General features: G+C 64.9%; 27 protein-coding genes. 18 read left to right on the top strand and 9 right to left on the bottom strand.

The annotated features are described in order from the left end of the window. Positions 1 to 179: 179 nt before the first annotated feature. The 5 genes from GTP55_RS25365 to GTP55_RS25345 form a co-directional block, all read right to left on the bottom strand. On the bottom strand, positions 180 to 1205 hold the full coding sequence (locus GTP55_RS25365; protein WP_161047571.1) for an NAD(P)H-dependent glycerol-3-phosphate dehydrogenase: 1026 nt from the start codon (positions 1203 to 1205) through the stop codon (positions 180 to 182). A gap of 40 nt (positions 1206 to 1245) precedes the next feature. Then, positions 1246 to 1689, bottom strand: a complete 444-nt coding sequence (locus GTP55_RS25360) for an SH3 domain-containing protein (RefSeq protein ID WP_161047570.1) — start codon at positions 1687 to 1689, stop codon at positions 1246 to 1248. 81 nt (positions 1690 to 1770) lie between these two features. Then, positions 1771 to 2244 carry a protein-export chaperone SecB gene (gene secB, locus GTP55_RS25355; RefSeq protein WP_110846248.1) on the bottom strand — a complete coding sequence of 158 codons (474 nt, stop codon included), beginning with the start codon at positions 2242 to 2244 and terminating at the stop codon, positions 1771 to 1773. A 137-nt stretch (positions 2245 to 2381) separates the two neighbouring features. Beyond that, positions 2382 to 2642: a glutaredoxin 3 gene (gene grxC / locus GTP55_RS25350; RefSeq protein ID WP_161047569.1), complete on the bottom strand. Its 261-nt coding sequence runs from the start codon at positions 2640 to 2642 to the stop codon at positions 2382 to 2384. A 14-nt stretch (positions 2643 to 2656) separates the two neighbouring features. Then, positions 2657 to 3058, bottom strand: a complete 402-nt coding sequence (locus GTP55_RS25345) for a rhodanese-like domain-containing protein (RefSeq protein ID WP_110846250.1) — start codon at positions 3056 to 3058, stop codon at positions 2657 to 2659. A 100-nt stretch (positions 3059 to 3158) separates the two neighbouring features. On the opposite strand from GTP55_RS25345, the gene gpmA reads away from it, so the two are divergent. The 18 genes from gpmA to GTP55_RS25255 all read left to right on the top strand — a co-directional run bounded on the left by gpmA (position 3159) and on the right by GTP55_RS25255 (position 23154). Then, on the top strand, positions 3159 to 3905 hold the full coding sequence (gene gpmA / locus GTP55_RS25340) for a 2,3-diphosphoglycerate-dependent phosphoglycerate mutase (RefSeq protein WP_161047568.1): 747 nt from the start codon (positions 3159 to 3161) through the stop codon (positions 3903 to 3905). 40 nt (positions 3906 to 3945) lie between these two features. Next, the gene (locus GTP55_RS25335; RefSeq protein ID WP_161047578.1) at positions 3946 to 5394 is read left to right on the top strand and encodes a murein hydrolase activator EnvC family protein; all 1449 of its coding nucleotides are present in this window, start codon (positions 3946 to 3948) and stop codon (positions 5392 to 5394) included. A 15-nt stretch (positions 5395 to 5409) separates the two neighbouring features. Beyond that, positions 5410 to 6885 carry a S41 family peptidase gene (locus GTP55_RS25330; protein WP_161047567.1) on the top strand — a complete coding sequence of 492 codons (1476 nt, stop codon included), beginning with the start codon at positions 5410 to 5412 and terminating at the stop codon, positions 6883 to 6885. 30 nt (positions 6886 to 6915) lie between these two features. Then, positions 6916 to 7665, top strand: coding sequence for a HesA/MoeB/ThiF family protein (locus GTP55_RS25325; protein ID WP_161047566.1), 750 nt, complete (start codon positions 6916 to 6918; stop codon positions 7663 to 7665). Positions 7666 to 7678: 13 nt separating this feature from the next. Continuing rightward, a complete protein-coding gene (locus GTP55_RS25320; protein ID WP_229258162.1) occupies positions 7679 to 9796 on the top strand; it encodes an amidohydrolase family protein in 2118 nt (705 codons plus the stop codon). 129 nt (positions 9797 to 9925) lie between these two features. Beyond that, the gene (gspG, locus tag GTP55_RS25315) at positions 9926 to 10381 is read left to right on the top strand and encodes a type II secretion system major pseudopilin GspG (RefSeq protein ID WP_161047564.1); all 456 of its coding nucleotides are present in this window, start codon (positions 9926 to 9928) and stop codon (positions 10379 to 10381) included. A 21-nt stretch (positions 10382 to 10402) separates the two neighbouring features. After that, entirely contained in the window at positions 10403 to 10873 is a 471-nt protein-coding gene (gene gspH / locus GTP55_RS25310) for a type II secretion system minor pseudopilin GspH (protein ID WP_161047563.1), read from the top strand. A gap of 1 nt (position 10874) precedes the next feature. Next, positions 10875 to 11246, top strand: coding sequence for a type II secretion system minor pseudopilin GspI (gspI, locus tag GTP55_RS25305; RefSeq protein WP_161047562.1), 372 nt, complete (start codon positions 10875 to 10877; stop codon positions 11244 to 11246). After that, complete coding sequence (locus GTP55_RS25300) at positions 11243 to 11884, top strand: PulJ/GspJ family protein (protein WP_161047561.1); 642 nt, start codon at positions 11243 to 11245, stop codon at positions 11882 to 11884. The genes gspI and GTP55_RS25300 overlap by 4 nt, the downstream gene beginning before the upstream one ends. Beyond that, entirely contained in the window at positions 11881 to 12807 is a 927-nt protein-coding gene (gene gspK, locus GTP55_RS25295; protein ID WP_161047560.1) for a type II secretion system minor pseudopilin GspK, read from the top strand. The genes GTP55_RS25300 and gspK overlap by 4 nt, the downstream gene beginning before the upstream one ends. Before the next feature lie 27 nt (positions 12808 to 12834). Next, complete coding sequence (gene gspL, locus GTP55_RS25290) at positions 12835 to 14070, top strand: type II secretion system protein GspL (protein ID WP_161047559.1); 1236 nt, start codon at positions 12835 to 12837, stop codon at positions 14068 to 14070. Further along, positions 14067 to 14576 carry a type II secretion system protein M gene (locus GTP55_RS25285; protein ID WP_161047558.1) on the top strand — a complete coding sequence of 170 codons (510 nt, stop codon included), beginning with the start codon at positions 14067 to 14069 and terminating at the stop codon, positions 14574 to 14576. Before gspL ends, GTP55_RS25285 begins: the two co-directional genes overlap by 4 nt. Further along, positions 14573 to 15346: a type II secretion system protein N gene (locus tag GTP55_RS25280; RefSeq protein ID WP_161047557.1), complete on the top strand. Its 774-nt coding sequence runs from the start codon at positions 14573 to 14575 to the stop codon at positions 15344 to 15346. Before GTP55_RS25285 ends, GTP55_RS25280 begins: the two co-directional genes overlap by 4 nt. A gap of 14 nt (positions 15347 to 15360) precedes the next feature. After that, on the top strand, positions 15361 to 17592 hold the full coding sequence (gspD, locus tag GTP55_RS25275) for a type II secretion system secretin GspD (protein WP_161047556.1): 2232 nt from the start codon (positions 15361 to 15363) through the stop codon (positions 17590 to 17592). A 1-nt stretch (position 17593) separates the two neighbouring features. Continuing rightward, positions 17594 to 19015, top strand: a complete 1422-nt coding sequence (gene gspE / locus GTP55_RS25270) for a type II secretion system ATPase GspE (RefSeq protein ID WP_161047555.1) — start codon at positions 17594 to 17596, stop codon at positions 19013 to 19015. A gap of 10 nt (positions 19016 to 19025) precedes the next feature. Continuing rightward, positions 19026 to 20246, top strand: a complete 1221-nt coding sequence (gspF, locus tag GTP55_RS25265) for a type II secretion system inner membrane protein GspF (protein WP_161047554.1) — start codon at positions 19026 to 19028, stop codon at positions 20244 to 20246. Between the two features lie 25 nt (positions 20247 to 20271). Further along, entirely contained in the window at positions 20272 to 20889 is a 618-nt protein-coding gene (locus GTP55_RS25260; RefSeq protein ID WP_161047553.1) for a type II secretion system protein N, read from the top strand. Positions 20890 to 20946: 57 nt separating this feature from the next. Next, entirely contained in the window at positions 20947 to 23154 is a 2208-nt protein-coding gene (locus tag GTP55_RS25255) for a patatin-like phospholipase family protein (RefSeq protein WP_229258160.1), read from the top strand. A 3-nt stretch (positions 23155 to 23157) separates the two neighbouring features. Here GTP55_RS25255 and GTP55_RS25250 read toward each other — a convergent pair whose 3' ends face one another. The 4 genes from GTP55_RS25250 to hslV form a co-directional block, all read right to left on the bottom strand. After that, positions 23158 to 23388 (bottom strand): hypothetical protein, encoded by a 231-nt coding sequence (locus GTP55_RS25250; RefSeq protein WP_161047551.1) that lies wholly within the window; start codon positions 23386 to 23388, stop codon positions 23158 to 23160. Continuing rightward, the gene (locus GTP55_RS25245) at positions 23385 to 24140 is read right to left on the bottom strand and encodes a helix-turn-helix domain-containing protein (protein ID WP_161047550.1); all 756 of its coding nucleotides are present in this window, start codon (positions 24138 to 24140) and stop codon (positions 23385 to 23387) included. The genes GTP55_RS25250 and GTP55_RS25245 overlap by 4 nt, the downstream gene beginning before the upstream one ends. 179 nt (positions 24141 to 24319) lie before the next feature. Beyond that, positions 24320 to 25660, bottom strand: coding sequence for an ATP-dependent protease ATPase subunit HslU (hslU, locus tag GTP55_RS25240; protein WP_161047549.1), 1341 nt, complete (start codon positions 25658 to 25660; stop codon positions 24320 to 24322). Next, positions 25657 to 26199, bottom strand: coding sequence for an ATP-dependent protease subunit HslV (hslV, locus tag GTP55_RS25235; RefSeq protein WP_161047548.1), 543 nt, complete (start codon positions 26197 to 26199; stop codon positions 25657 to 25659). Before hslV ends, hslU begins: the two co-directional genes overlap by 4 nt. Positions 26200 to 26245: the final 46 nt, after the last annotated feature.

Here is a 26245-nt window from a genome sequence, read left to right as displayed (position 1 = left end):
TCTGACCCACGGGCTTAATGGCCCACAGTCTGGTCGGCATCACCCTGCCTGACCGCTTCACCTTTCTGATTATCTGATGGCGACGCGGTACGTTCAATATACGAGGTCTCCCATTTCTACACGAGCTGATCCGGTTAGCGGTTGAGCCCGTGTAGAAATGGGGGACCTGACCCCGGAATTTACTCGCCGCGCGGGTCGCGCGACAGCAGGCGGGCCACCATGGCCTGCGGCTGGTCGCCGTCGAACAGCACGCCGGCCACCGCGTTGGTGATCGGCATTTCGACGCCCAGTCTGGCAGCCAGGTCGCGCACCGCCTTGGCGCATGGCACGCCTTCGGCCACGTGCCCCAGCTCCTGCACGATCACGTCCAGCGGCTTGCCTTGCGCCAGCCCGAGGCCGACACGGCGGTTGCGCGACAGGTCGCCGGTGCAGGTCAGAATCAAGTCGCCCATACCGGTCAGGCCCATGAAGGTTTCATTTTTGCCGCCCAGGGCGACGCCCAGACGGGTAATTTCCGCCAGCCCGCGCGTGATCAGCGCCGCGCGTGCATTCAGGCCCAGGCCCAGGCCATCGGCCGCGCCGGTGGCGATCGCCAGCACGTTCTTGACCGCGCCGCCCACTTCCACGCCAACCAGGTCGTCGCTGGAGTAGACCCGCATATTGCCGCCGTGCGCGGTATCCACCACGCAGGCACGCAACCCGGCCGATTCGGAGGCGATCGTCAGCGCGCACGGCAGGCCCTTGGCCACTTCCTGCGCAAACGATGGGCCGGACAGCGCGCCGCCCGCCACCGCATCGCCCAGCACTTCACGGACGATCTGGTGCGGCAGCAGGCCGGTGTCGTATTCAAAGCCCTTGCACAACCAGACGATGTTGGGGATCTGGCGCCCCTTGAGCGACTGCAGCAGCGGCCGCAGGCCGGCTACCGGGCAGGCGGCGATCAGCAGGCTGCCGGGCTCGATCACATGGGCCAGCGCGGCGTCGAAATCGGCCGCTACTTGCAGCCGTTCGGGGAAGGCGTAGCCAGGCAGGTAGCTGTTTTCGCGCGCGGCCGCCATGGCCTGCAGCGCGGCCGCATTGCGGCCCCACAGCAGCACGTCGTGACGCTGGGCCAGCGCCATGGCCACGGCCGTGCCCCAGGCGCCTGCGCCAAGCACGCTCACTTTGCGGGCCGCGCCCGCATGTTTGCTAGTCTTTTCTTGCATGGGATCTCATTCGGCGCATGGGAGGGCGCCGCTACGGCAATTATATGCCCCAGACTTCCGATTGTTTGACGTATCCGATCAGGCCGTCACGATGACGCACCTTGATCCAGCCGCCGGCCGCCGTTTCCGACAGTTCCAGCAGCACGCCCTTGTCGGCGGTGAACACCGCTGCGGCGGCGTCATCCGGCGTGGCGCGGATTTTCAGGTTGGCGGTGCGCACGATGACGTTGCGCTTGGCGCTCAGGCCCTTGGCTTCGGTCCAGGCCAGTTCGCCGTTGACGTCGCGCACTTTGAGCCATTCGCCATAGGCCAGCACCACTTCCAGCGGGGCGCCGCGCGGCACCACGAACAGCTTGCTCCCTTTGGTCGAAGGGGCGTCGTACAGGATCACGGGATTGGCGCCCACCGTCTTGAAGTCGTATGCCTGGCTACTGGCTGCGGCCAGCGTCATGGACAGAGCAGCGATCCAACGGGGAAATGTCATGGCTTACCTTGAGAGATGAAACAACCGCCGGACGCGTGTCCGGCGGCGGTGATGCAGATGCTGCTGAGTGCTGCGGACCGCTTAGTGGGTCGCGTCAGCGGCTGGCGCCTGGGCGGCAGCTTCAGCGATGGCTTGCTGACGCTGCTGGTAGAACACTTCGAAGTTGATCTCAGCCAGGTGCACTGGCGGGAAGCCGGCGCGGGTGATGGTGTCGGCGATGTTGGCGCGCAGGTACGGGTACACGATGTTCGGGCAGCCGATGCCCAGCAGCGGATCCAGCTGTTCCGCTGGAATGTTGCGGGCTTCAAAGATGCCGGCTTGCTTGCCTTCTACCAGGAAAGCGACTTTGTCTTTGACTTTGGCGGTGACGGTGATGGTCACGGTCGATTCGAAGATGCCGTCAGCCAGCGGCTCGGCGCCCACGTCCAGCGCGACTTCGATGGTCGGCGCTTCCTGTTCCAGGAAGATGCCTGGCGAGTTCGGTTGTTCCAGCGACAGGTCTTTCAGGTAGACGCGTTGGATTTGGAATACTGGTTGCAGATTTTCTTCAGACATGGAACGCTTTCGTTGTAGTTTCAATGATGTTTGCTTGGCATGGCAAGAAGACAGCTCAAATCAAACGCGAGGGCAATTGTATCAAAACCATTATGGTTTTAAAGGGTTTCGCGCCCCGCGTTGTATTATGAGGTGCATTAGCCATTTAACAAGGGGGACAATCCGCCCGCTTGATCCAGCGCATACAAGTCGTCGAAACCGCCGACGTGGGTGTCGCCGATGTAAATTTGCGGCACGGTGCGGCGGCCGGTCTTTTGCATCATCGTCATGCGTTGCTCCGGATCGAGGTCGACCCGGATCTTTTTCAGGCCGGTCACACCCTTGGATTCCAGCAGGCGTTCGGCACGGGTGCAATACGGGCAAACGGCGGTGGTGTACATGATCACTTCGGCTGTCATGATGGTTTCTCCAGTTATTTGGCCAGTGGCAGGCCGGCTTTTTGCCATGCAGCAACGCCACCTTCCAGGTTCACTACATCGGCAAAGCCGGCTTTGCCCAGTTTGGCGGCGGCGGCCGAAGCGCGCGCGTCGCTCTTGCCGACCACGATCAGACTGCGGCTCTTGAACTTGTCCAGCTCCGGCAGGCGCTTGTCCAGGTCCGCCAGCGGGATATTCTTGGCGTCCGGCAAGTGGCCATCGGCATAGTCCTTGGCATCGCGCACGTCCAAGATGGTGGTCTTGCCGCGATTAATCAACATGGTAATGTCTTGCGGCGTGCCGCGCTTGCCGCGCACGGTAAGCGCCGGCCACAGCAGTGCGCCGCCGGAAATCAGTACGATGGCGATCAGGAAAATATTGTCAATGAAGAATTTCACAGGAATCCAATGGTTGAACTTAATCTGCGCATTATAAAATAGAAGCCGTTACAGTACTCATTGCACCGGTTTTCCACCTTTTCTTGAAAAGATAGTCCACATGTACAAAATCGTTTTCATGCGCCATGGCGAATCCACCTGGAACCTGTCGAACCGCTTTACCGGCTGGACCGACGTTGACCTGACCGAAAAAGGCATCAACGAAGCCAAAAACGCCGGCAAGCTGCTCAAAGAGGGCGGCTACACCTTCGACCTGGCCTATACCTCGGTGCTGAAGCGCGCGGTGCGCACGCTGTGGCTGGCGCTGGACGAGATGGACATGATGTATCTGCCGATCAAGAACGACTGGCGCCTCAACGAGCGTCACTACGGCGCCCTGCAAGGCCTCGACAAGGGCGAGACCGCCGCCAAGTACGGCGATGAGCAGGTGCTGGTCTGGCGCCGCAGCTACGACACGCCGCCGCCGGCGCTGGACGCGAGCGACGAGCGCGCCTCGTTCAACGATCCGCGCTACGCCGGCTTGTCGAAAGAGCAAATCCCGCTGACCGAGTGCCTGAAGGACACGGTGGCGCGCGTGGTGCCGGTGTGGGATGAGGAACTCGCCCCGGCCATCCGCGCCGGCAAGAAAATCATCATCTCGGCCCACGGCAACAGCCTGCGCGCGCTGATCAAGATGCTGGACGGCATCAGCGACGACGATATCGTCGGCCTCAACATCCCGAACGGCACCCCGCTGGTGTACGAGCTGGACGAGAACCTGAAACCGCTCCGTCACTACTACCTGGGTGACGCCGACGCCATCGCCGCAGCGCAAGCCGCCGTGGCCAACCAGGGTAAGGCCAAGTAATTTGTCTTCTTCGTACCGCCACACCGCAGCCTTGCTGCTGATGCTGTCGCTCGGCGCGGCCGGACTCACCGCCGCCGCGCCGTTCGCCAAGCCGACCGAACGCAGCAAGCAGAAAGCGGTGGCCGAGGCCGAGCGCGCCGGCCTGCAGCAAAAGCTGTCGAGCCTGAAAAAGGATATCAGCAAGACCGAGAGCGCCAAGGACGACGCGGCCGATACGCTGGCCGAGTCGGAGCAGGCGATTTCCGACGCCAACCGCGCGCTGCGCGACCTGCAGCAGGAGCAGGGCGACACCAACGTCAAGCTGCAGCAGCTGTCGGCCGAGCACGAGCGGCTGGCGGCCACGGTCGCCCAGCAGAAGCAGCAGCTGGCCAAGCTGCTGCGCGACCAGTACGTGGCGGGCAACGAAGACCGCATCAAGCTGCTGCTGTCCGGCGACAATCCCAACCGCATCAACCGCGACCTGCAAATGCTGTCGTATGTGTCGCAGGCGCAGGCGCGGCTGCTGGAGTCGCTGCGCGGCAACCTCAATGCCGTCGAGGTCAACCAGGAGCAGGCGCAGAACGCCAAGGACGAGCTGGAAGAAATCGCCCAGGAGCAGTTGCAGCAGAAAGCCAAGCTGGAGCAGGAAAAGGGCCGCCGCGCGGCCTTGCTGTCCAGCTTGTCGAGCAAGCTTGTGGCCCAGCGCAAGGAAGCCGGCAGCCTGGAGCGCGACGAGCAGCGCATGAGCAGCCTGGTGGACAAGCTGAGCAAGCTGATCGCCGAACAGGCCGCCGCCGCCGCTGCCGAGAAGAAACGCCAGGAACAAGTGGCTGCCGCCCGCGCCGCCGCCAAGGCGAAAGCCGAGGCCGATGCGCGCGCGCTGGCCAAAGCCAAGGCCGCCGAAGCAGAGCGCCAGCGTCTGGCCAAGGCCAACAACAGCAAGTCGGGCGCCATCAAGCCGGCCAAGCCGGCCGCGCCGAATCCGGCCGACGCCATCGATGCGGACGAGCCGCCGAAGCTGGCCGAGGTCAAGCCGGCGCCGGCGCCAACGCCGGTGGACAACACGCCGCCGGCCAAGCCGGCCGACATCGCGCTGGCGCCGGTTGCGCCGGCCGGCGCCTTCGCCAGCCTGAAAGGCCAGCTGCGGGCGCCGGTGGCCGGCAAGGTCACGGCCAAGTTCGGTTCGCGGCGCGGCGACGGGCCGACCTGGAAAGGCGTGTTCATCCGCGCCAGCGAGGGCGCCGAGGTGCATGCCGTGGCCACCGGCCGGGTCGTCATCGCCGAGTGGATGCGCGGCTTCGGCAACCTGATCATCATCGACCACGGCGGCCAGTATCTGAGCCTGTACGCCAACAACGAGGCGCTGCTCAAGCGGGCGGGCGACATCGTCAAGCCGGGCGACGTGATTTCCAGTGTCGGCAATACCGGCAGCAGCGAAGAATCAGGGCTATACTTCGAACTTCGCCATCAGGGCGCGACATTCGACCCGGCTGGCTGGGTCAAGTTTTAAGGTTTGCGGAAAAATATGGGCAACAAAGTCAAGAACATCGGCCTGATCGGCCTCGGTATGGTGGCTGGTGTTGCCGCCTCGTTCCAGTTTTCCGCCGTCGCGCAAAAAATCACCGGCACCCCGCTGCCGCTGGAAGAACTGCGCCAGCTGTCGGATGTGTTTGGCCTGATCAAGACCGATTACGTCGAAACCGTCGACGACAGGAAGCTGCTGACCGAAGCGATTTCCGGCATGGTGGCCTCGCTCGACCCGCATTCGGTCTACCTCGACAAGAAAGCCTTCCGCGAAATGCGCGAGACGGTGGCCGGCAAATTCGTCGGCATCGGCGTCGAAGTCGGCCTGGAAGACGGCTACATCAAGGTGGTCTCGCCGATTGAAGACACGCCCGCGTTCAAGGCCGGCATCAAGGCCGGCGACCTGATCACCCGCATCGACGGCACGCTGATCAAGGGCATGTCGCTGGACGAGTCGGTCAAGAAGATGCGCGGCGAGGTGCATTCCAAGGTCAGCGTCACCATCAGCCGCAAGGACGAGGACAAGCCGCTGGTGTTCAACATCACGCGCGAGGAAATCCGCGTGCAGAGCGTCAAGGCCAAGATCATCGAGCCGGGTTACGCGTGGGTGCGCATCTCGCAGTTCCAGGAACCGACCGTGGACGACATGGCGAAGAAGATCACCGCCCTGTACCAGCAAGACCCGCACATCAAGGGCCTGGTGCTGGACCTGCGCAACGACCCGGGCGGCGTGGTGCCGGGCGCGATCGGCGTCTCGGCCGCCTTCCTGCCCAAGGATTCGGCGATCGTTTCCACCAACGGCCAGCTGGCGACCTCCAAGGAGACCTTCTACGGCCGCCAGGAGTTCTACGCGCCGCGCGCCAAGAACGATCCGCTGGCCAAGCTGCCGGCCGGCCTGAAAGACGTGCCGATGGTGGTGCTGGTGAACGCCGGTTCCGCCTCGGCGTCGGAAATCGTCGCCGGCGCGCTGCAGGACTACAAGCGCGCCACCGTGATCGGCCAGCAGACCTTCGGCAAGGGTTCGGTGCAGACGCTGCGCCAGCTGACCGCCGATACCGCCGTCAAGCTGACCACCGCCCGCTACTATACGCCGAAGAACCGCGCCATCCAGGCGCGCGGCATCACGCCCGACCTGCTGGTGGACGAAACGGCGGAAGGCGATGGCCTGAACGGCCTGCGCGTGCGCGAAGCCGACCTGCAAAAACACCTCGGCAACGACAAGGAACCGGAACAGGCCAACAAGCGCGATGTGGCGGAAGACGAACAACGCCTGGCCGCGCTGTCGAAAAAATGGAAGCCGGTGGAATTCGGCTCCAAGCAAGACTTCCAGCTGGCGCAGGCGCTGAACCATTTCAAGGGCTTGCCGGTCCAGGTATCGAAGGCGGACGCCAAGCCGGCCAGTGATGTCGGCGAGACCAAGCCCGATACGCCGACCACGCCGCCGGCGCCGCTCAAACCCGACACCAAAGCCAAATAACCGCCTGCGCGCCAACGCCGCATAGAGAAGATGGACGACTCACAACTGCTGCGCTACTCGCGCCACATCCTGCTCGATGAAATCGGCATCGAAGGTCAGCAGGCGCTGCTCGACGCGCATGCGCTGGTCATCGGCGCTGGCGGCCTCGGTTCGCCGGCCGCCATGTACCTGGCCTCGGCTGGCGTCGGCCACATCACGCTGGTCGATAACGATACCGTCGACCTGACCAACCTGCAACGCCAGATCGCCCACACCACGCAGCGGGTCGGCCAGCCCAAGGCGGAATCGGCGCGCCTGACGCTGCAGCAGATCAATCCCGACATCACCGTCACCGCGCTCAACGAGCGGGTGGACGACGCCCGCCTGGCGCAGCTGGTGGCGCAGGCCGACGTGGTGCTGGACTGCACCGACAACTTCGCCACCCGCCACGCCGTCAACCGCGCCTGCGTGGCGGCCGGCAAGCCGCTGGTGTCCGGCGCCGTAATCCGCTTCGATGGCCAGATCAGCGTGTTCGATCCGCGCAGCGGCGCGCAGCCGTGCTACTCCTGCCTGTTCCCGCAGGACCAGAAGTTTGAAGACGTGGCCTGTTCCACCATGGGCGTGTTTGCGCCGCTGGTGGGCGTGGTCGGCGCCATGCAGGCGGCCGAGGCGCTCAAGCTGCTGATGGGCGTTGGCGCTTCGCTGGCCGGCCGCCTGATGATGCTCGACGGCCTGCACATGGAATGGACCAGCATCGGCGTTGCCCGCAACGGCGCCTGCCCGGTGTGCGCCGCTCAATAGTCAAAGGAGAATGATGAAACGCCTCGCCCTCTTGCCGCTTGCACTGGCCGCAGCCTTCAGTGCGCACGCCGCCACCACCACCAAATACCTGATCATCTCGGAAAACCAGAAGCAGATCGGCGAACAGGTGGTGGTGCGCGAGGACGACGGCCTGACCAAGGTGCGCTTCATCTACAAGGACAATGGCCGCGGCCCGGACTTGACCGAGCAGTTCCGCCTGGGCGCGGACGGCACCATGACCGAGTACGCGGTCAAGGGCAACTCCACTTTCGGCGCCGTGGTCGATGAGCAGTTCAGCCGCCAGGGCGACCGGGCGCAATGGAAATCCACTTCCGAGCAGGGCGAAAAGACCATCAGCGGTCCGGCCGCCTACCTGCCGCTGAATGGCTCGTTTGAGGTGGAGTCGATCGCCATCGCCGCGCTGGCGAAAACGCCGGACGCCAAACTGCCGTTGCTGCCCAGCGGCACGCTGTCGCAGCGTGAGCTGGACCGGGTGGAAGTCACCGGCGCCGGCGGCCAGAAACAGACCGTGCGCCTGCTGGCGCAAACCGGCGTCGGCCTGTCGCCGTCGTTCTACTGGGCTACCACCGCCGACCAACCGCGCCTGTTCGGCGTGATCATTCCCGGCTTTGCCAGCATGCTGGAAGAGGGCTGGCAGGCCGCCGCGCCGACGCTGGCCGCGCGCCAGAAGGCCGCCGAGCAAAAGATGCTGACCGATGCCGCCGACAAGCTGCAACATCCGCTCACCGGCCTGACCGTGGTGCGCAACGCCCGCATCTTCGACAGCGACAAGGCCAGCGTCGGCCAGCCATCCGACATCTACGTGCTGCGCGGCCGCATCACCGCCGTGCTGCCGGCCGGCTCGCCGGTGCGCGAGGCCGACAACACCGTCGACGCCGCCGGCCGCATCGTGCTGCCAGGCCTGTTCGACCTGCATGGCCACGTCGACCGCTGGGATGGCGCGCTGAATATGGCGGCCGGCGTCACCAGCGTGCGCGACATGGGCAACGACAACAAGCAGCTCCAGGCCATGCTGGACGAAACCGCCGCCGGCAAGTTGCTGGCGCCGCAGGTGGTGCCGGCCGGCTTCCTCGAAGGCGAGAGCCCTTACAGCGCCAACATGGGCTTCGTCATCAAGGATCTGAAGGGCGCCAAAGAGGCCATCGACTGGTACGCGGAGCGCGGCTATCCGCAGCTGAAAATTTATAACTCCTTCCCGAAAGCCATCCTGAAGGAGACGGTGGCGTATGCGCACAGCCGCGGCATGCGCGTCTCCGGCCACATCCCGGCCGGCTTGCGCGCGCAGGAGGCGCTGGACGCCGGCTACGACGAAATCCAGCACATCAACCAGGTGCTGCTCAATTTCCTGGTCAAGCCGGACACCGAAACCCGTGACCTCAACCGCTTCGTGCTGCCGGCCGAAAAAGTGGCGGACCTGGATTTCAACTCCAGGCCGGTGAAGGACTTCGTCGCCTACCTGGTGAAGAAGCAGATTTCCATCGACCCGACCCTGGCCACCTTCGCCTTCCTCAAGCAGCGCGATGGCGACATGAACGAGCCGTATGCCTCGGTGGCGTCGCATATGCCGCCGGACGTGGCGCGCAACTTCAAGGTCGGCACCATGAAGATCGACGGCGATGCGCAGCTGAAGCGCTACGAGAAGTCGTACGCCAAGATGGTGGAATTCGTCGGCATCATGTACAAGGCCGGCGTGCCGATCGTGGCCGGCACCGACGATATCCCCGGCTTTACGCTGCATTCGGAGCTGGCGCTGCTGGTCAAGGCCGGGCTGACGCCGGCGCAGGCGTTGCAGGTGGCCACCCGCAACGGCGCGCGCTATACCCGCACCAGCAATGACCGCGGCAGCATCACCCCCGGCAAGCTGGCCGATATCGTGCTGGTGGATGGCGATCCGACCAGGAACATCGAGGACGTGCGCAAGGTGTCGGCGGTGATTACGCGCGGCTACCTGATCTACCCGCGCGAGATCGACGCTGCGCTGGGCATCGCGCCGTTTGTCGGCGATGCGCCGCAAGTGGTTAAAACCGCCACGCCGGTGGCCGGAATATACGGTGGCGGCAACAACGGCGCCCGCGCCCGCATCGACGCCAGCGCCCGCAAGAAGGATTAGGTAAGACCTTGTAAAGAAACTGTCATATTAAGATCGATTTAAGCACCAAAGCGGATAAATCGGGGCCGGATATCGCCATGGCCTGAATTCCGCCTTATACTCTGCACTCTTTAAATTTGTTATCAGATTATGAAAAAGCTCTCACTTCGCAGCTCTGCCGCACAGCGCATCCAGCGTGGCTTTACGCTGATTGAAATCATGGTTGTCGTAGTGATCATGGGCGTGCTGGCGGCCATGGTGGTGCCCAAGCTGCTGAATCGCGCCGGCGACTCCAAGGTGTCCGCCGCCAAGGTCGACATCGCGACCCTGATGCAAGCACTGAAACTGTACAAGCTGGATAACCAGCGCTACCCGACCACCGAGCAAGGCCTGCAGGCGCTGATCGAGAAGCCGGCCAGCGGCCCGGCCGCCAACGGCTGGAAGGCCGGCGGCTATGTCGAGAAGATGCCGAAAGACCCGTGGGGCAATCCGTACCAGTACCTGTTCCCGGGCATCAAGGGCGAGGTCGACGTGTTCTCCTACGGCGCCGACGGCCAGCCGGGCGGCACCGGCAACGACGCCGACATCGGCTCCTGGGACAACTGATCACTGACGGGACACAGTATCATGCGCACCGGCCAGCGTGGCTTCACGCTGATCGAACTGCTGGTGGTGATGGTCATCCTGGGCGTCACCCTGGGACTGGTGACGCTCAGTGCGATGCCGGGCCAGAAGCAGTCGATGCAGCAGGATGCCAGGCGCATCGCGCTGCTGCTGCAACTGGCGCGCGATGAGGCCATCGTGCGCAACCGCCAGATCGCCTTCGAGGCGGGCAGCGACAGCTACCGCTTCATGATCCGCAACGACAACAAGCAATGGGAGCAGGTGGTGCAGGACGACCTGCTGCGCGAACGCGAATTCAAGAACGGCCCGGTCACGCTGATGCTGGACCCGGCGCCGGCGCTGCCGGAGGCCGCGCTGCGCATCGTCTTCGGCCGCGAGCCGGTCGACAAACCCTTTGTGCTGACCATGGCCGCCAACGACGGCAGCAGTGTCGTCATCCGCGCCGACGGCATCGGCCATTTCACGGTGGACTGACATGCGCCGCTCCTCCTCACCTGGATTCACCATGCTGGAAGTACTGGTCGCGCTGATGATCGTGGCCACCGCGCTGATCGCGTCGCTGCGCGCGGTCGGCAGCCTGACCGGCAACAGCGATGGTCTGCGCGCCAATATGATGGCCACCTGGTCGGCCGAGAACCGGATGGTGCAAATGCGGCTGTCGCGCGTGTTTCCGCCGATCGGCAAGACCACCTACGAATGCCCGCAGGGCGACTTGCAGCTGATGTGCGAGGAAGAAGTCATCGCCAGCCCCAATCCGCGCTTCCGCCGGGTCGAGGTCAGCGTGTATGAGGCCAGCCACCCGGAGCGCCGCATCATCAAGCTGGTCCAACTGGTGCTCAATTCATGAAGTCACGGACGCGCGGCTTTACGCTGGTCGAGCTGCTGCTGGCCATCTCCATCTTGGCCGTGATCGCGGTGCTGGGCTGGCGTGGGCTGGACAGCATCATCCGCTCGCGCGTGACGCTGACCGCCGACATGGAGCAGACCCGCGGCCTGCAGCTGGCCTTTGCGCAGATGCAGAGCGATTGCGAGAACCTGGCCGGCAGCACGCTGCTGCACCGGCGCGCCTTCATCCAGGCCGAGGACAGCCGCATCACGCTGGTGCGCATGGTGATGGCCGAGAACCAGGCCACGCGCTTGCAGGTGGTGTCCTACCGGGTCAACGCCGACGGCGTGCTGACGCGGCGCGAGTCGGCGTCCACGCGCGACCTGGCGCAGCTGGACAACCTGTGGCAGGCGGCGCTCAGCGACACCGATCCGGGCGGCGCAGTGTCGCTGCAATCGAATGTGCAGGGCATGAGCATGCGCCTGTGGGTGCCGGGCCCGAGCCCGATTCCCACCGCCGCCAATGCCGGCGGCTGGGTGGCGGCGGCCGGCGTGACCAGCGCCGGCGTCACCAGTCTGCCCAACGGGCTGGAAGTGGCGCTGATGCTGCGCGGGCAGCAGATCCCGATGGTGAAGTCCTTCCTGCTGGGGGCACTGTGAAGCTGAAACGGCAACGCGGGGTCGCCATCATCACGGCGCTGCTGCTGACGACCCTGGCAATCACCATCGTCACCAGCCTGTTCTGGCAGCAGCAGGTGCAGGTGCGTTCGATGGAGAACCAGCGCCTGCAGCTGCAAACGCGCTGGATCCTGCGCGGGGCGCTGGACCTGAGCCGCCTGATCCTCAACCAGGACTTGATGGATTCGCCCAACATCACGCAGCAGAACGGGGTGTGGGCCACGCCGCTGGAAGAAACGCGGCTTGATGATTATGTCGAGCGTGAGCGGCTGCAGGGCGAAAATTTTGACGCCACGCTGTCCGGCCGCATGACGGACGCGCAGTCGCGCTACAATCTTGGCAATCTGGCAGCGAACAAAGTGGTGAGCAAGGAGCAGGTGGAGGTATTCCAGCGGCTGCTGAGCAATGTGCGTCTCGACCCCGGTCTGGCGCAGGGCGTGGCCGACCTGGTGGCGCAGTCGCAGACGCTGGCTGGCGCGCAGCAAAGCAGCACCGAGCCGATGGAGCTGGTGCGGGCGGAGGATTTGCTGGCGGTGAGCGGCTTCACGCCAACCGCCATCGACCAGCTGCGCGACTATGTGATCGTGCTGCCGTCCAGCAGCGTGGCGATCAACGTCAACACCGCGCCGGCCGAGGTGGTGGCGGCGCTGGTGCCGGGATTGTCGTTGTCGGATGCGGCGGCCATGGTTAATACGCGCAAGACCGTGTACTACCGCCAGAAGGCGGATTTCACGGGCACGGCGCAGATGTCCGGCAAAACGATATTGACGCCATGGGATGTGCGCAGCGATTACTTCCTGGCCTACAGCCGGGTGAAACTGGACCGGGCGACGCTGGAAACGCAGTCGCTGCTGGTGCGGACGAGAAATTCGCCCACCAGGGTGGAATGGATACGGGAATACTAGAACAGCGATGAACGAAAGCGAGATCCTTTGACTACACTAATCATCCGCTATCCGGCCAAGGCCAGCGTCGACAGCGGCGCGGCCCAGACCTGCGCGTTCGCGCTGGTGGGCGACGGCGGCAACCTGCTGCAGCAAGGCGCCGCGCCGCTGGGCAACCTGGCGGACCTGGTGGCGGCGGCACGCCGCGTGACGCTGCTGCTGGCGGCGTCGGACACCGCGCTGCTGCGCATGAAAACGCCGCCGCTGTCGGGCGCCAAGCTGAAGGCGGCCTTGCCGGCGCTGGTGGAAGAACAGGTGCTGGGCGATCCGGCCGATTGCGTCTTGGCCGCCACCGCCGCCGATGACGAAGGCATGCGCACCGTGGCCGTGGTGCAGCGCGCGTGGCTGGAAGTGCTGGTCAAGGCGCTGCTGGCGCAGGGCGCGCAGGCGGTGTCGGTGCTGCCGTCGCAATTGTGCCTGCCGTTCCAGCCGGGCGCCGTGTCGGCCGCGCTGGTGCCGGGCGACGCCGGTTTCGACCTGGTGATGCGCCAGTCGCAGTTCGAAGGCCTGGGCATGACGCTGCCGGCGCAGCCGCAAGCCGCGCTGCAAACGCTGCGCGCGCTGGCCGGCGAGCAGCCAATCACGCTGTACGTGTCGGCCGCGCAGAGAGCGCAACTGGCGGCGCTGGCTGCCGAGATTCCGCATCTGACGCTGGAAGAGGACCATTGGGCGCACTGGGTAGCCGGCGCGCGCAGCGCGGGGCTGGACCTGGCGCCGGCGCTGGGCAACAACGGCGCCTCGGCGCGCGCGTGGCAGCGCTGGCGCTGGCCGCTGCGCATCGCCGTGCTGGCGGTGCTGGTCAATGTGGTGGGCGTGAATGTCGAATGGCTGCGCCTCAGGGGCGAAGCCAAGGCGGTCAGCCAGTCGATGACGCAGACCTTCAAATCGGTCTATCCGAAGGAGCCGCTGGTGGCGGCGCCGCTGGAGCAGATGCAGCGCAATATCCGCCTGGCGAAAGCCAGCAGCGGCGAAGCGGGCGGCGACGAATTCGTCACCCTGAGCGCAGCCTTTGGCGAAGCCATGAATGTCCTGCCGCGCAAGGACATCATCGCCTCGCTGGAATACAAGGACCATGCGCTGCTGATCAAGGTCAAACCGAATACCGTTGACGGGACGGCGGTACAGCAGCTGCGCGCCGCGCTGGCCGGCCGCAAGCTGGATATGCAGGAGCCGGTGCCGGGTGCTTGGAAGATCCAGCCGCTTACCGCTGGAGGAAAATCATGAGCAAGCCGAATCCATTGAACACGCTGCGCGCGCGCGCCGACGCCTTCTGGCAGGTGCGCACCGAGCAGGAACGCAAGCTGCTGCGCATCGGCGGCATCGTCATCGGCCTGGCGCTGTTCTACAGCATCGCCGTCGATCCGGCCGTCAGCGGCGCCGGCCAGCTGCACAAGGAACTGCCGCAGCTGCACCAGCAGGCCGCCGAGATGCAGCTGATGGCGCGTGAAGCGCAAACGCTGCAAGGCCAGAACACCATCGCGCCGACGCCGATGACGCGCGAGACGCTGACCGCCGGCCTGACCGCGCGCGGCCTCAATCCGCAGTCGCTCAACGTCACCGGCGAATACGCCAAGCTGCAATTCAACGGCGCGCAGTACGCCGGCATTGTGGCGTGGCTGGACGCGATCCGCACCGAAAGCCGTATCAGCGTGGTGGACGCCAGCTTTACCGCGCAGGATACGGCGGGCGTGGTGAACGGCACGCTGACGCTGCGCCAGGGAGTCCGATGAAGCGCGCCATGCTATGGTTGCTGACCATTGCGCTGACGATGGCCATCACGCTGCTGGTATTCTTTCCGGCGGCGTGGCTGGGTTCCATCGTCGAAGCGCGCACCGGCGGCCGTTTGACGCTCGGGGATGCGCAAGGTACGCTGTGGCGCGGTTCGGCCTTCATCGGTGGCGCGGCGGGCAAGAACAGCCCGGTCACGCCGCTGCTGCCGGGACGCTTCAGCTGGAAGATTTCGCCGCTGTCGCTGGTCGGCATGGTCGAGCTGCAGCTGGAGAATCCGGAAGCGCTGGCGCAGCCGGTGACGTTCCGCGGCAGCTGGTCGCACTGGCAATTGAGCCCGTCGGCGCTGCTGCTGCCGGCGGAAGGCTTGTCCGGCCTGGGCGCGCCATTGAATACGCTGGCGCCGAGCGGCGCCATGCGGCTGTCGTGGACCGGTCTGGCGCTGGCGCTCGAAAACCGCCAGGCCAGCATCAACGGCCGCACCACGCTGGAGATGACCGACATGGCCTCGCGCCTGTCGTCGATCCGGCCGCTGGGCAGCTACACGCTGGCGCTGGACTGGCACGGCCAGCAGGCGCAGTTGGCGCTGGATTCCGTCAAGGGGCCGCTGCTGCTCAGTGGCCGGGGCAGTTTGAACAACGGCCGCCTGCAGTTTTCAGGGCAGGCCGAGGCAGCACAGGGATACGAAGAGACGCTGGCCAATCTATTGAATTTGCTGGGCCAGCGCAAGCCAGGTAGTGATCGTAACGTCATCGCATTAGAGTTCCACTAAATTAAAGTCCGACTATGAAAAATCAGTCCATGAGCAAATCCCGTCTTCCTGCGCTGCGCCGCCTGAGCGTAGGTGCGATGCTGTGCTGTGCGATCAGCGCCACGCCCACCGCGGCCATGTTGCTGCTGCCATTGCAGGCGCAAGCCGCTGCGGACGACGCGGCACTGAATTTTGTCGGCGCCGATATCGAGTCGGTCATCAAGGCGGTTGGCCACTACACCAACATCACCTTCGTCATCGATCCGCGCGTCAAAGGCACGCTGACGGTGGTGTCGGAAAAGCCGGTGACCAAGTCGCAGGCGTTTGCGCTGCTGACGTCCGCGCTGCGCCTGAACGGCTTTGCGGTGGTCAGCGGCGACGGTTTCGCCAAGGTGGTGCCGGAAGCGGAAGCCAAGCTGCAGGCCAGTCCCACCCAGATCGGCATGCAGCCGGCCGCCAAGGGAGACCAGATCGTCAGCCAGATCTTCCATCTGAATTATGAATCGGCGGCCAATGTGGTGACGGTGCTGCGTCCTTTGATCTCGCCGAACAACACCGTCAACGCCAACCCCGGCAACAACAGTGTGGTGGTCACCGACTACGCCGACAACGTCAAGCGCCTGGCGAAGATCGTCGCCGCGCTGGATGCGCCGGCGGTCACCGACCTGGATGTGATCCCGGTGCGCTACGCCATCGCCACCGACCTGGCGGTCATGATGAACAAACTGCTGGATGGCAGCAGCGGCGGCGGCGCCAGCGGCGGCGACTCCGGCAAGGTCAGTGTACTGGCCGATCCGCGCACCAATTCGCTGATCCTGCGCGCGCCATCGCAGGCGCGTTCCAACCTGGCCAAGTCGCTGATTGCCAAGCTGGATCAGCCCACCCAGGAACTGGGCAATGTGCACGTGGTCTACCTGAAGAACGCGGAAGCCACCAAGCTGGCGCAGACGCTGCGCTCCGTGGTGTCCGGCGATACGGCGCAGACCAACAACAGCGGCAGCGGCACCAATGCGCAGAACAGCAGCGGCAGCAATAGCTTCAACAATAACAATTCGAGCAGCAGCTCCAGCACCAGCGGTTCCAGCTCCGGCAGCTCCGGCCCGAGTAACCCGCTGCTGACCGGCTCCAACAACCAGCAGCAACAGGGCAATAGCGGCGGCAGCGCCGGCTACATCCAGGCCGACGCCACCACCAACACGCTGATCATCACCGCGCCGGAATCGGTGTATCGCAACCTGCGTGCCGTGATCGACCAGCTGGACGTGCGCCGCGCGCAGGTCTACATCGAATCGCTGATCGTCGAGGTCACGTCCGACAAGGCGGCCGAATTCGGCGTGCAGTGGGCCGGCGCCACCGGCAACTCCGACAGCGGGACGCGGGTCGGCGTGCTGCAGTCGTTCACCACCGGCGGCACCACCAACAATCTGACCTCGATCTACGCCGGCAAGGGCACGGTCCTGCCGAGCAACGGCTTCTCGTTTGGCCTGTTCAACAAGACCGGCCTGGGCTTCCTGGCGCATGCGCTGGAGTCGGACGCCAACGCCAACATCCTGTCGACGCCGAACATGATCACGCTGGATAACGAACTGGCCACCATCCGCGTCGGTCAGAACGTACCGATCCTGACCGGCCAGTTCACCACCACCTCGGGCACCAACAGCAATCCGTTCCAGACCATCGACCGCAAGGACGTGGGCCTGACGCTGAAAGTGCGTCCGCAGATTTCCGAGGGCGGCACCATCAAGCTGGCGATCTACCACGAGACTTCCAGCGTGGACAAATCGACGCTGACCGCCGCTTCCGGCATCACGCTGAACAACCGCGTGATCGAGAATAACGTGATCGCCGACGATGGCCAGATCATTGTGCTGGGCGGCCTGATTTCCGACACCGTCGGCGACGGCAACGACAAGGTGCCGGGCCTGGGCAGCCTGCCGATCATCGGTAATCTGTTCAAGTACCAGAGCCGCACCCGCACCAAGACCAACCTGATGGTGTTCCTGCGTCCGGTGGTGATCCGCAGCAAAGAGCAGAGCATCAGCCTGGCCACCGACCGTTACGACTACATGCGCGACCAGCAGCAGAACATCGCCCCGCCAGAGGGTGTGCTGGTCAAGGACCTGGGCCAGCCGGTGCTGCCGGAGTTGAAGAACGGCGCCCCAGCCGGCGGCGGCGGGATTGCGGCGCCGGTGCCGCCAGCGCCGCTGCCAGCACGTTTGCCGGGCGGCGCGGCGATCCAGCCAGTACCTCAGCCAGTGCAGCAGTAATATGAGCAATCTCCTTCCCTACGCCTTCGCCCGCGATTTCGTGGTGCTGGCCCAGCACAGCGAGGACGCCGAAAGCACCGTCGATGTGCTGGTATGCGGCGCCACCGCGCCGGCCGCCATCGCCGAGGTGTCGCGCCGTTTCGGCCGCATCCAGCTGAAGAACATGACCCGCGCCGACCTGGAAACCGCGATCGCCGCGGCCTACGCCAGCTCGGGCGGCAACGCCTCGATGGTGGCCGAGGAATTCGACGCCGACCTCGATCTGACCAAGCTGCTGCAGGACGTGCCGGCGATTGAAGACCTGCTGGAATCGTCCGACGACGCGCCGGTGATCCGCATGATCAACGCGCTGCTGACGCAGGCGCTGCGCGACGGCGCTTCGGATATCCACATCGAGCCGTTCGAGCAAACCTCGGTGGTGCGCTTCCGCGTCGACGGCACGCTGCGCGACATCGTCCGTCCGCGCAAGGCGATCCACGGTTCGCTGATCTCGCGTATCAAGATCATGGCGCAGCTGGACATTGCTGAAAAACGCCTGCCGCAGGACGGCCGCATCACGCTGCGCATCGGCGGCAAGCCGGTGGACGTGCGCGTCTCGACGCTGCCGACCGGCCATGGCGAACGCGCGGTACTGCGTCTGCTGGACAAGGAGGCCAATCGCCTCGACCTGAACCACCTCGGCATGAGCGACACCATGCTGCCGAAGTTCGACGCCATCATCAACCAGCCGCACGGCATCGTGCTGGTGACCGGTCCGACCGGCTCCGGTAAAACCACCACGCTGTACGCCGCGCTGGCGCTGCTGAACGCCTCCACCACCAACATCATGACGGTGGAAGACCCGATCGAGTACGATCTCGCCGGCGTCGGCCAGACGCAAGTGAACACGCGCATCGATATGACCTTTGCCAAGGCCCTGCGCGCCATCCTGCGCCAGGACCCGGACGTGATCATGATCGGCGAGATCCGCGACCTGGAAACCGCGCAGATCGCGGTGCAGGCTTCGTTGACCGGTCACCTGGTGCTGGCCACGCTGCACACCAACGACGCCGCCGCCGCCGTCACCCGCCTGCTGGACATGGGCATCGAACCGTTCCTGCTGTCGTCCACGCTGCTCGGCGTGCTGGCGCAGCGCCTGGTGCGCAAGCTGTGCCCGAGCTGCAAGACCTTCGACGGGAAATTGTGGCATGCGGTCGGCTGTGAACATTGCGGCCACACCGGCTATCAGGGCCGGGTGGGCGTGTACGAATTTTTGGAGACCACGGAGCAGATCCGCGCGCAAATCCACAACCGCGCATCGGAAGCCGAGATCAAGGCGGCCGCTGTCGGCGACGGCATGCAGACCATGCGCGACGATGGTGAACGTTGGCTGGCCGCAGGCGTGACCACGCAGGCCGAGTTGATGCGCGTGACCAAGGACTAGGCGAACAACCATGCCAGCATTTCGTTATGAAGCCGTCGATGCCGGCGGCGCCACCAAAAAAGGGGTGCTCAATTCGGACAGCGCCCGTTCCGCGCGCGCCGAGTTGCGCGTGCAGGGACTGGTGCCGCTCAAGGTCGACGCCATCGCCACCCAGGTCGATGCATCCGGCGCCGCCAAAAGCCGCGGCTTCGGCGAGCGCCTGACCTCGAACGAGCTGGCGCTGTTCACGCGCCAGCTGGCCAGTTTGCTGGAAGCCGGCCTGCCGCTGGAGCAGGCGTTTACCGCGCTGCTGGAGCAGGCCGAACGTCCGTACCTGCGCGACCTGATCGCCTCGGTGCGCTCGGAAGTGATCGGTGGCGATTCGCTGTCGGCCGTGCTGGGACGCCATCCGCGCGACTTCGCCGAAATCTACCGCGCGCTGGTGGCGTCGGGTGAGCAGATTGGCCAGCTGTCGCGCGTGCTGTCGCGTCTTGCCGACTACATCGAGCGCCGCAACGCGCTGATGTCGAAGGTGAAGCTGGCGTTCACCTATCCGGCCATCGTCACGGTGGTCGCATTCTCCATCGTGATCTTCCTGCTGACCTATGTGGTGCCGCAGATCGTCTCGGTGTTCGCCAACACCAAGCAGAAGCTGCCGTTCCTGACCATCGTCATGCTGGCGGTATCGGACTTCGTGCGGCACTACGGCATCGTCGTCGCCATCGCGCTGATCGGCGCCTGGTTCGGCTGGCGGCGCGCCTTGCAGAATCCGGTGCTGAAGCGGCGCTGGCACACCTGGCTGCTGACCGCGCCGCTGTACGGCAAATTTGAACGCAGCCTGAATACCGCGCGCTTCGCCAGCACACTGGCGATTACCACCGGCTCCGGCGTGCCGATCCTGCGCGCGCTGGAAACCAGCCGCGATACGCTCAACAACGTCGCCATGCAGGAACTGGTGGAAGAGGCAAGCGACGGCGTGCGCGAAGGCGTGAGCCTGGCGCGCGCGCTGTCGGCGCAGAAGCACTTCCCGCCGATGCTGATCCACATGATCCGCGCCGGCGAAATCACCGGCGAGCTGCCGGCCATGCTGGACCGCGCCGCCGCCGCGCAGGAAGCCGATCTGGAACGCCGCACCCTGACGATTGCGGGCCTGCTCGAGCCGGTGCTGATCCTCGCCATGGGCGTGGTGGTGCTGCTGATCGTGCTGGCGGTGCTGATGCCTATTATCGAAATCAATCAGCTGGTACGCTGATCGTCAGGAATACAACAAGGACACCATGAAGCGTTTGCCCTTAATCGTTACTGTTCTCGCCGTGGTGCTGCTGTCCGCATCGCTGGCTTACTGGGGACTGCAGTTGTTCAAACCGCAGCAGCGCGCGATCGCCGCGCCGCCGCCGCCACCGCCGATGGGCATCAACGTCGATGCGGCCAAGGGGCTGTTCGGCGGCCAGGTGATGGTGGCCGCGGTCAGCAATTACCAGCTGAAAGGCGTGGTGGCGGCGCGTGGTGAAGACAGCGCCGCCATCATCGCGGTGGACGGCAAGCCGGCGATGTCGGTCGCCATCGGCAAGGAAGTGGTGCCGGGCGTGACGGTCAAGGAAGTGCATGCCAAGCACGTGATCCTGTCCGAGGGCGGCGTGAACAAGCGGGTCGACCTGCCGAGCGATATCGGCGTATCGAGCGGACCGGCAGTCATGCCGGGCCAGGCCAGCCCGATCGCCCAGCCGGGCGTGCAGCCGATCCAGCCGATTCAGCCGACGTCGACGCAGATCCCGCAGATGCCGCAACCTGCCATGCAGGGGCAGCCGCAAGTGCCGGCGCAGCCGCAGAACGCCGCGCCGCGTCCCATCGCGCCGATGGGGATTCCGCCCATTCCATCCAACGATCGTCAGTAGGACAAGCCCATGGCTTTTATCCGCACTCTGGCCGCAGCTTTATGCTGCGGCTTTTTCTTGTCTGCCGCTTTGGCTGCACCTGCTACACCGGCGCCGCAGCAGCCCAACGCCACCTCCATCGCGCCGGACGCCAGCGTCAAGCCGCGTCCGAAGATCGCGCTGGTGCTGTCCGGCGGCGGCGCGCGCGGCTTTGCCCACATCGGCGTGCTGCGCGCCCTGCAGGAGCTGCGCGTTCCGGTGGACTTCGTGGTCGGCACCAGCATGGGCAGCGTGGTGGGCGGCGCCTATGCGGCCGGCAGTTCGGTCGAGCAGCTGGAGCTGCTGGTGCGCCGTACCGACTGGAATGCCGTGGTGGCCGACCGTCCGCCGCGCGACGAGCTGATTTATCGCCGCCGCGAGGAAGACCTGCTGCTGCCGTCGCGGATTGAATTCGGCGTGCATGAAGATGGCGTTTCGCTGCCGCCGGCCGCCGCCGGCAACGAGGCGCTGGAACTGGCGCTGACCAGCATCCTGCCGTCCGGCACGCGCGACAAGCCGGCCAACCTGCTGCAGCTGCCTTTCCGTTCGGTCGCTTCCGATCTGGTGACGGGCGAACTGGTGGAGCTGAGCGACGCGCCGCTGTTCCTGGCGATGCGCGCCTCGCTGGCGGTGCCGGGCGTGTTTGCGCCGGTGCGCGTCAATCAGCGCCTGCTGGTGGACGGTGGCCTGGTGCGCAACCTGCCGGTGGACGTGGCGCGCGAGATGGGCGCGGACATCATCATCGCCGTCAACGTCGGCACGCCGCTGGCGCCGGAGAAGGAACTGGTCAGCGCGGTCAGCGTGGCCCAGCAGATGCTGCAGATCCTCACCGAGCAAAACGTTCAGCGCTCGCTCAAGGAGCTGCGTCCCAACGACATCCTGGTGCAGCCAAACCTGGGCGGCATCGGCTTCCTCGACTTCGGCCGCTACGACCGCGCCATGAAGGAGGGCGAAGCGGCGGTGCGCGCCATGAGCGAGAAACTGGTCAAGCTGGCGTTGCCGGAAGCGCAATATGCGGCCTATGAGGTGAAGCGGTTGTCGGCGCCGGTGGCGATCGACCAGCCGGTGCTGCTGACCAAGCTGGAAGTGGCGCCGAGTGGCCGCATCAATCCGAAGGAACTGGAAGTGCAATCGGGCCTGAAGATCGGCCAGATGGTCACCAGCGAGCAGGCGACTGCGGCCGGCAACCAGCTGTTTGGACGCGGCGACCTGGCGCGCGTGGAGACCGAGGTGCGCGACGACGAAAGCGGCCGCAGTGTGCTGATCAAGCCCACCGAGGCCGAATGGGCGCACAGCCGCCTGCGCGTGGGCCTGGAGCTGAATAGTGACTTCAGCGAGAACAACGCCTTCGAGATCAAGGCGCTGCATGTGCTGTCGTCGCTGAATGACTGGGGCGCAGAGTTGCGCACCACGGCGCGGGTGGGCACGGCGCGTGTGCTGAACACGCAGTTCTGGCAGCCCCTGGGCGCGGGGTCGCAATGGTATGCGGCGCCGACGCTGGAATTTGCGTCCGGCGCCACCGATATCTTCAACAAGAATGGCTTGCGGCAGGCGCGTTATGCCTATGATTACACCTCGGCCCAGATCGCGCTGGGACGGCAGCTGGGACGCTGGGGCGACCTGCGCTACACGGTGGCGCGCACCAACAGCAATGCCCACTACACGATCCCCGAGGATCTGACCAAGCAGTATGTGTCGCAGACGGTGCAGACGCTGAGCTTCAACGTCGACACGCTGGACACGATCGCCTTCCCCACGCGCGGCACCTTGTTCAGCGTGGATTGGCAGCGCGCCCTGCATGCCAACGATGTGGCGGCGGCGGTGCCGGCGCAGCAGCAGGTAAAAGGCCTGGAAGCCTTCCACGTCGGCCGCTGGGCGGGCCATGTTTACGGGGAGTGGGCGCGCAGCCAGGGCGGCGCGGCGGACAACAACCTGGGCGGCTTCCTGCGCTTGTCCGGCACCACGCCGGAGTCGGTCATCGGCAGCCGCACGGTGCTGGGACGGGTGGTGATGGCGCGCAGCATCGGCGCCATGCCGGCCGCGCTGGGCGGCGATGTGCGGCTCGGCTTCTCGCTGGAGGCCGGTGGCGCGTATAGTCCGACCGATCCGCTGCACTGGGGTAAGCTGAAGAATGCGGCCAGCGGCTTTATCGCCGTCGACACCCGTTTCGGCCCGCTGTACTTTGGCGCCGGCACCACCAAGGGCGGCAACAGCAGCGCCTATCTGTTCCTCGGCCCTATCTGGTAGCGGTTATTTGGCCACGACCTTGCGCAGCACTTCGTACAGCACCAGCACCAGCGCCACCACCGGGAAGGCGGTGACCACCAGCGGCGGAATGAAGCCGAGGTGGATCACCCGGTCCAGCAGGGTGTAGATGGTCATGCAGATGAAGGCGGCCGCCATCATCCATTGTTTTTGTGCGGTGAAGACGCCGGAACAGGTGACGGTGCCGGCCAGGCTGATGAGGGTTGCGATTTTCATGCGGTCGATTTGGATGGAGCTGTACGGCGCAGCGCGGTGAAGGCTGCGAATTCCCAGGAACGGAATCCTACCAGTAATGTAAATCCATCGCGTTCGGTTGGCGCCAGGCGGCGGTCGCCCTGGTGCAGGCGCGCCAGTTCGCCGGCCAGTTGCTGGATGCGGCCGACCAGTTCCAGCGCACTGGGCTGCGACAGCCGCGCCGGCAGGCACAGCAGCGTTTCGCCGGCGCCGTTAAAGCTGCCGCTGAAATAGTCGTCCACCGCGTGCGCGCGGAAGAACTGCTGCACCGGACCGTCCGGTAGCCAGCGGAAGGCGTTTGAGACGCGCAGGCGGTAGCGGTTCAGCGGCTTGAGTTCGATCAGACCCAGGCGGTCCAGCTCGGCCAGCAGCAGGATGCATTCGGGTTCGGTCAGGTCGTAGGTTTCCAGCACCTGTTCCAGCGTCCAGTGGCCCAGGCAGCAGATCGCCATCAGCAGCAGATGGGGATTGGCCAGCATCGACTTTTCCTGCGGCAGCGTCAGGCTGTCCGACTGCGGCGTGGCGTCGGCGGCGCCGCGCAGCACGTCTTCCATCGGAATGCCGGCGGCCTTGCAGATCTGTGCCAGCCGCGACAGCGACATATCCTGCTGCCCGAACATGCGCTTGACGCTGGACTCGCTCATCGAGATCCGCTCGGCCAGCACTTTGTAGGTGACGCCTGCCGCCCGCATCTGCGTGCGCAGCACTTGCAACAGCAATTCCGGTGAACTCATATTTCCGCCTTGCAAACATAACAAGGTATCGTAGCACGATACCCGTCGGCGTGAAAACCAGCGCTTGGAATAATCTATTAGTACATGGAAGCGAACTGGGCCACACTTTGCGGCAGATCAGAACAATCTGAGAGCGGGCGCCACCACCGGCGCCCGCTGAGGGTTGTTACAGCACGAAGTTACAGCACATAGCGTGACAGGTCTTCGTTGACCGCCAGCGCATCCAGGCGCTCGTTGACATAAGCGGCATCGACCACGATGGTTTTGCCGCTGTCGCCGCTGGCCGTGAAGGACAGCTCTTCCAGCAGTTTTTCCATCACCGTGTACAGGCGGCGGGCGCCGATGTTTTCGGTGCGCTCGTTGACCGAGTAAGCAATTTCCGCCAGGCGGGTGATGCCTTCCTGCGCAAACTCCAGCTTGACGTCTTCGGTCGCCAGCAGCGCCTCGTACTGCTTGGTCAGGCAGGCGTCGGTGCTGGTCAGGATGCGTTCGAAGTCGGCGATCGACAGCGACTCCAGTTCCACCCGGATCGGGAAGCGGCCCTGCAGCTCGGGAATCAGGTCCGACGGCTTGGCCAGGTGGAAGGCGCCCGAGGCAATGAACAAGATGTGATCGGTCTTGATCATGCCGTACTTGGTGTTGACGGTGGTGCCTTCCACCAGCGGCAGCAGGTCGCGCTGCACGCCGGCGCGCGAGACATCGGCGCCGCCCACTTCCGAACGGGAAGCAATCTTGTCGATCTCATCGAGGAAGACAATGCCGTTCTGCTCGACGTTCTGGATGGCCTTCTGCTTCATCTCGTCTTCGTTGATCAGCTTGGCGGCCTCCTCGTCGAGCAGGAACTTCATCGCTTCCTTGATCTTGACCTTGCGCGCCTTCTTGCGCTGCGCGCCGATGCCGGAGAACATCGACTTGATCTGCTCGGTCATTTCTTCCATGCCCGGCGGCGCCATGATTTCCATCTGCGGGCCGGCCTCGGCCAGTTCGATCTCGATTTCCTTGTCGTCCAGCTCGCCTTCGCGCAGACGCTTGCGGAAGGTCTGGCGGGTGCTGTCGTCCTTCGGCGTTTCGGCGCTGGCGGTCGGCGGCGTAAAGCCGAAATCGCGCGCCGGCGGCAGCAGGATGTCCAGCACGCGGTCTTCGGCGGCGTCTTCGGCGCGCGCGCGCACCTTGGCCATCTCGGCCTGGCGGGTCTGCTTGACGCCGATGTCGATCAGGTCGCGGATGATGGTGTCGACATCGCGGCCGACGTAGCCCACTTCGGTGAACTTGGTGGCTTCGATCTTGATGAACGGCGCATCGGCCAGCTTGGCCAGGCGGCGCGCGATCTCGGTCTTGCCGACGCCGGTCGGGCCGATCATCAGGATGTTTTTCGGCGTGATTTCATGGCGCAGCGGTTCTTCCACCTGCTGACGGCGCCAGCGGTTGCGCAAGGCGATGGCGACTGCCTTCTTGGCCTTGCCCTGGCCAACCACGTGTTTGTCGAGTTCGCCGACGATTTCCTGTGGAGTCATGTTCATGCGGGATCCAGTGTTTCGATGATGTGGTTCAGATTGGTGTAGATGCACAGCTGGCCGGCGATGGTCAGTGACTTTTTGACGACTTCCGCCGGCGACAGTTCCGTGTTCTCTACCAGTGCCTTGGCGGCCGACTGGGCGTAGGTGCCGCCGGAGCCGATGGCGCCGACGCCGTCTTCCGGTTCCAGCACGTCGCCGTTACCGGTGATCACCAGCGTCGATTCGCTGTCGGCCACCAGCAACATGGCTTCCAGGCGGCGCAGCACGCGGTCGGTGCGCCAGTCCTTGGCCAGCTCGACCGAGGCGCGCAGCAGATTGCCCTGGTGTTTTTCCAGCTTGCCTTCAAAACGGTCGAGCAGCGTGAAGGCGTCGGCGGTGCCGCCGGCGAAACCGACCAGGACTTTGCCCTGGTAGACCTTGCGCACCTTGCGGGCCGTGCCCTTCATGACGATATTGCCCAGCGTAACCTGGCCGTCGCCGCCCAGCGCGACTTCCTTGCCGCGGCGCACGCACAAGATGGTGGTGCCGTGAAATTGTTCCATAGTTACCTCAAAGTAATGATGCAGACTGCTTCAAGACCAAAAAGTG

Origin of the sequence: Duganella margarita (assembly GCF_009857535.1) — a bacterium.
In the GTDB taxonomy this organism is placed as follows: domain Bacteria; phylum Pseudomonadota; class Gammaproteobacteria; order Burkholderiales; family Burkholderiaceae_D; genus Rugamonas; species Rugamonas margarita.
This window is presented reverse-complemented; position numbering and strand designations above follow the sequence as displayed.

Bases quoted from the DNA above. Each gene is read 5' to 3' on its own strand.
- GTP55_RS25365 (WP_161047571.1), bottom strand. From the start codon at position 1,205: ATGCAAGAAAAGACTAGCAAACATGCGGGCGCGGCCCGCAAAGTGAGC.
- GTP55_RS25360 (WP_161047570.1), bottom strand. From the start codon at position 1,689: ATGACATTTCCCCGTTGGATCGCTGCTCTGTCCATGACGCTGGCCGCA.
- secB (WP_110846248.1), bottom strand. From the start codon at position 2,244: ATGTCTGAAGAAAATCTGCAACCAGTATTCCAAATCCAACGCGTCTAC.
- grxC (WP_161047569.1), bottom strand. From the start codon at position 2,642: ATGACAGCCGAAGTGATCATGTACACCACCGCCGTTTGCCCGTATTGC.
- gpmA (WP_161047568.1), top strand. From the start codon at position 3,159: ATGTACAAAATCGTTTTCATGCGCCATGGCGAATCCACCTGGAACCTG.
- GTP55_RS25335 (WP_161047578.1), top strand. From the start codon at position 3,946: ATGCTGTCGCTCGGCGCGGCCGGACTCACCGCCGCCGCGCCGTTCGCC.
- GTP55_RS25330 (WP_161047567.1), top strand. From the start codon at position 5,410: ATGGGCAACAAAGTCAAGAACATCGGCCTGATCGGCCTCGGTATGGTG.
- GTP55_RS25325 (WP_161047566.1), top strand. From the start codon at position 6,916: ATGGACGACTCACAACTGCTGCGCTACTCGCGCCACATCCTGCTCGAT.
- GTP55_RS25320 (WP_229258162.1), top strand. From the start codon at position 7,679: ATGAAACGCCTCGCCCTCTTGCCGCTTGCACTGGCCGCAGCCTTCAGT.
- gspG (WP_161047564.1), top strand. From the start codon at position 9,926: ATGAAAAAGCTCTCACTTCGCAGCTCTGCCGCACAGCGCATCCAGCGT.
- gspH (WP_161047563.1), top strand. From the start codon at position 10,403: ATGCGCACCGGCCAGCGTGGCTTCACGCTGATCGAACTGCTGGTGGTG.
- gspI (WP_161047562.1), top strand. From the start codon at position 10,875: ATGCGCCGCTCCTCCTCACCTGGATTCACCATGCTGGAAGTACTGGTC.
- GTP55_RS25300 (WP_161047561.1), top strand. From the start codon at position 11,243: ATGAAGTCACGGACGCGCGGCTTTACGCTGGTCGAGCTGCTGCTGGCC.
- GTP55_RS25285 (WP_161047558.1), top strand. From the start codon at position 14,067: ATGAGCAAGCCGAATCCATTGAACACGCTGCGCGCGCGCGCCGACGCC.
- GTP55_RS25280 (WP_161047557.1), top strand. From the start codon at position 14,573: ATGAAGCGCGCCATGCTATGGTTGCTGACCATTGCGCTGACGATGGCC.
- gspD (WP_161047556.1), top strand. From the start codon at position 15,361: ATGAAAAATCAGTCCATGAGCAAATCCCGTCTTCCTGCGCTGCGCCGC.
- gspE (WP_161047555.1), top strand. From the start codon at position 17,594: ATGAGCAATCTCCTTCCCTACGCCTTCGCCCGCGATTTCGTGGTGCTG.
- gspF (WP_161047554.1), top strand. From the start codon at position 19,026: ATGCCAGCATTTCGTTATGAAGCCGTCGATGCCGGCGGCGCCACCAAA.
- GTP55_RS25260 (WP_161047553.1), top strand. From the start codon at position 20,272: ATGAAGCGTTTGCCCTTAATCGTTACTGTTCTCGCCGTGGTGCTGCTG.
- GTP55_RS25250 (WP_161047551.1), bottom strand. From the start codon at position 23,388: ATGAAAATCGCAACCCTCATCAGCCTGGCCGGCACCGTCACCTGTTCC.
- GTP55_RS25245 (WP_161047550.1), bottom strand. From the start codon at position 24,140: ATGAGTTCACCGGAATTGCTGTTGCAAGTGCTGCGCACGCAGATGCGG.
- hslU (WP_161047549.1), bottom strand. From the start codon at position 25,660: ATGAACATGACTCCACAGGAAATCGTCGGCGAACTCGACAAACACGTG.
- hslV (WP_161047548.1), bottom strand. From the start codon at position 26,199: ATGGAACAATTTCACGGCACCACCATCTTGTGCGTGCGCCGCGGCAAG.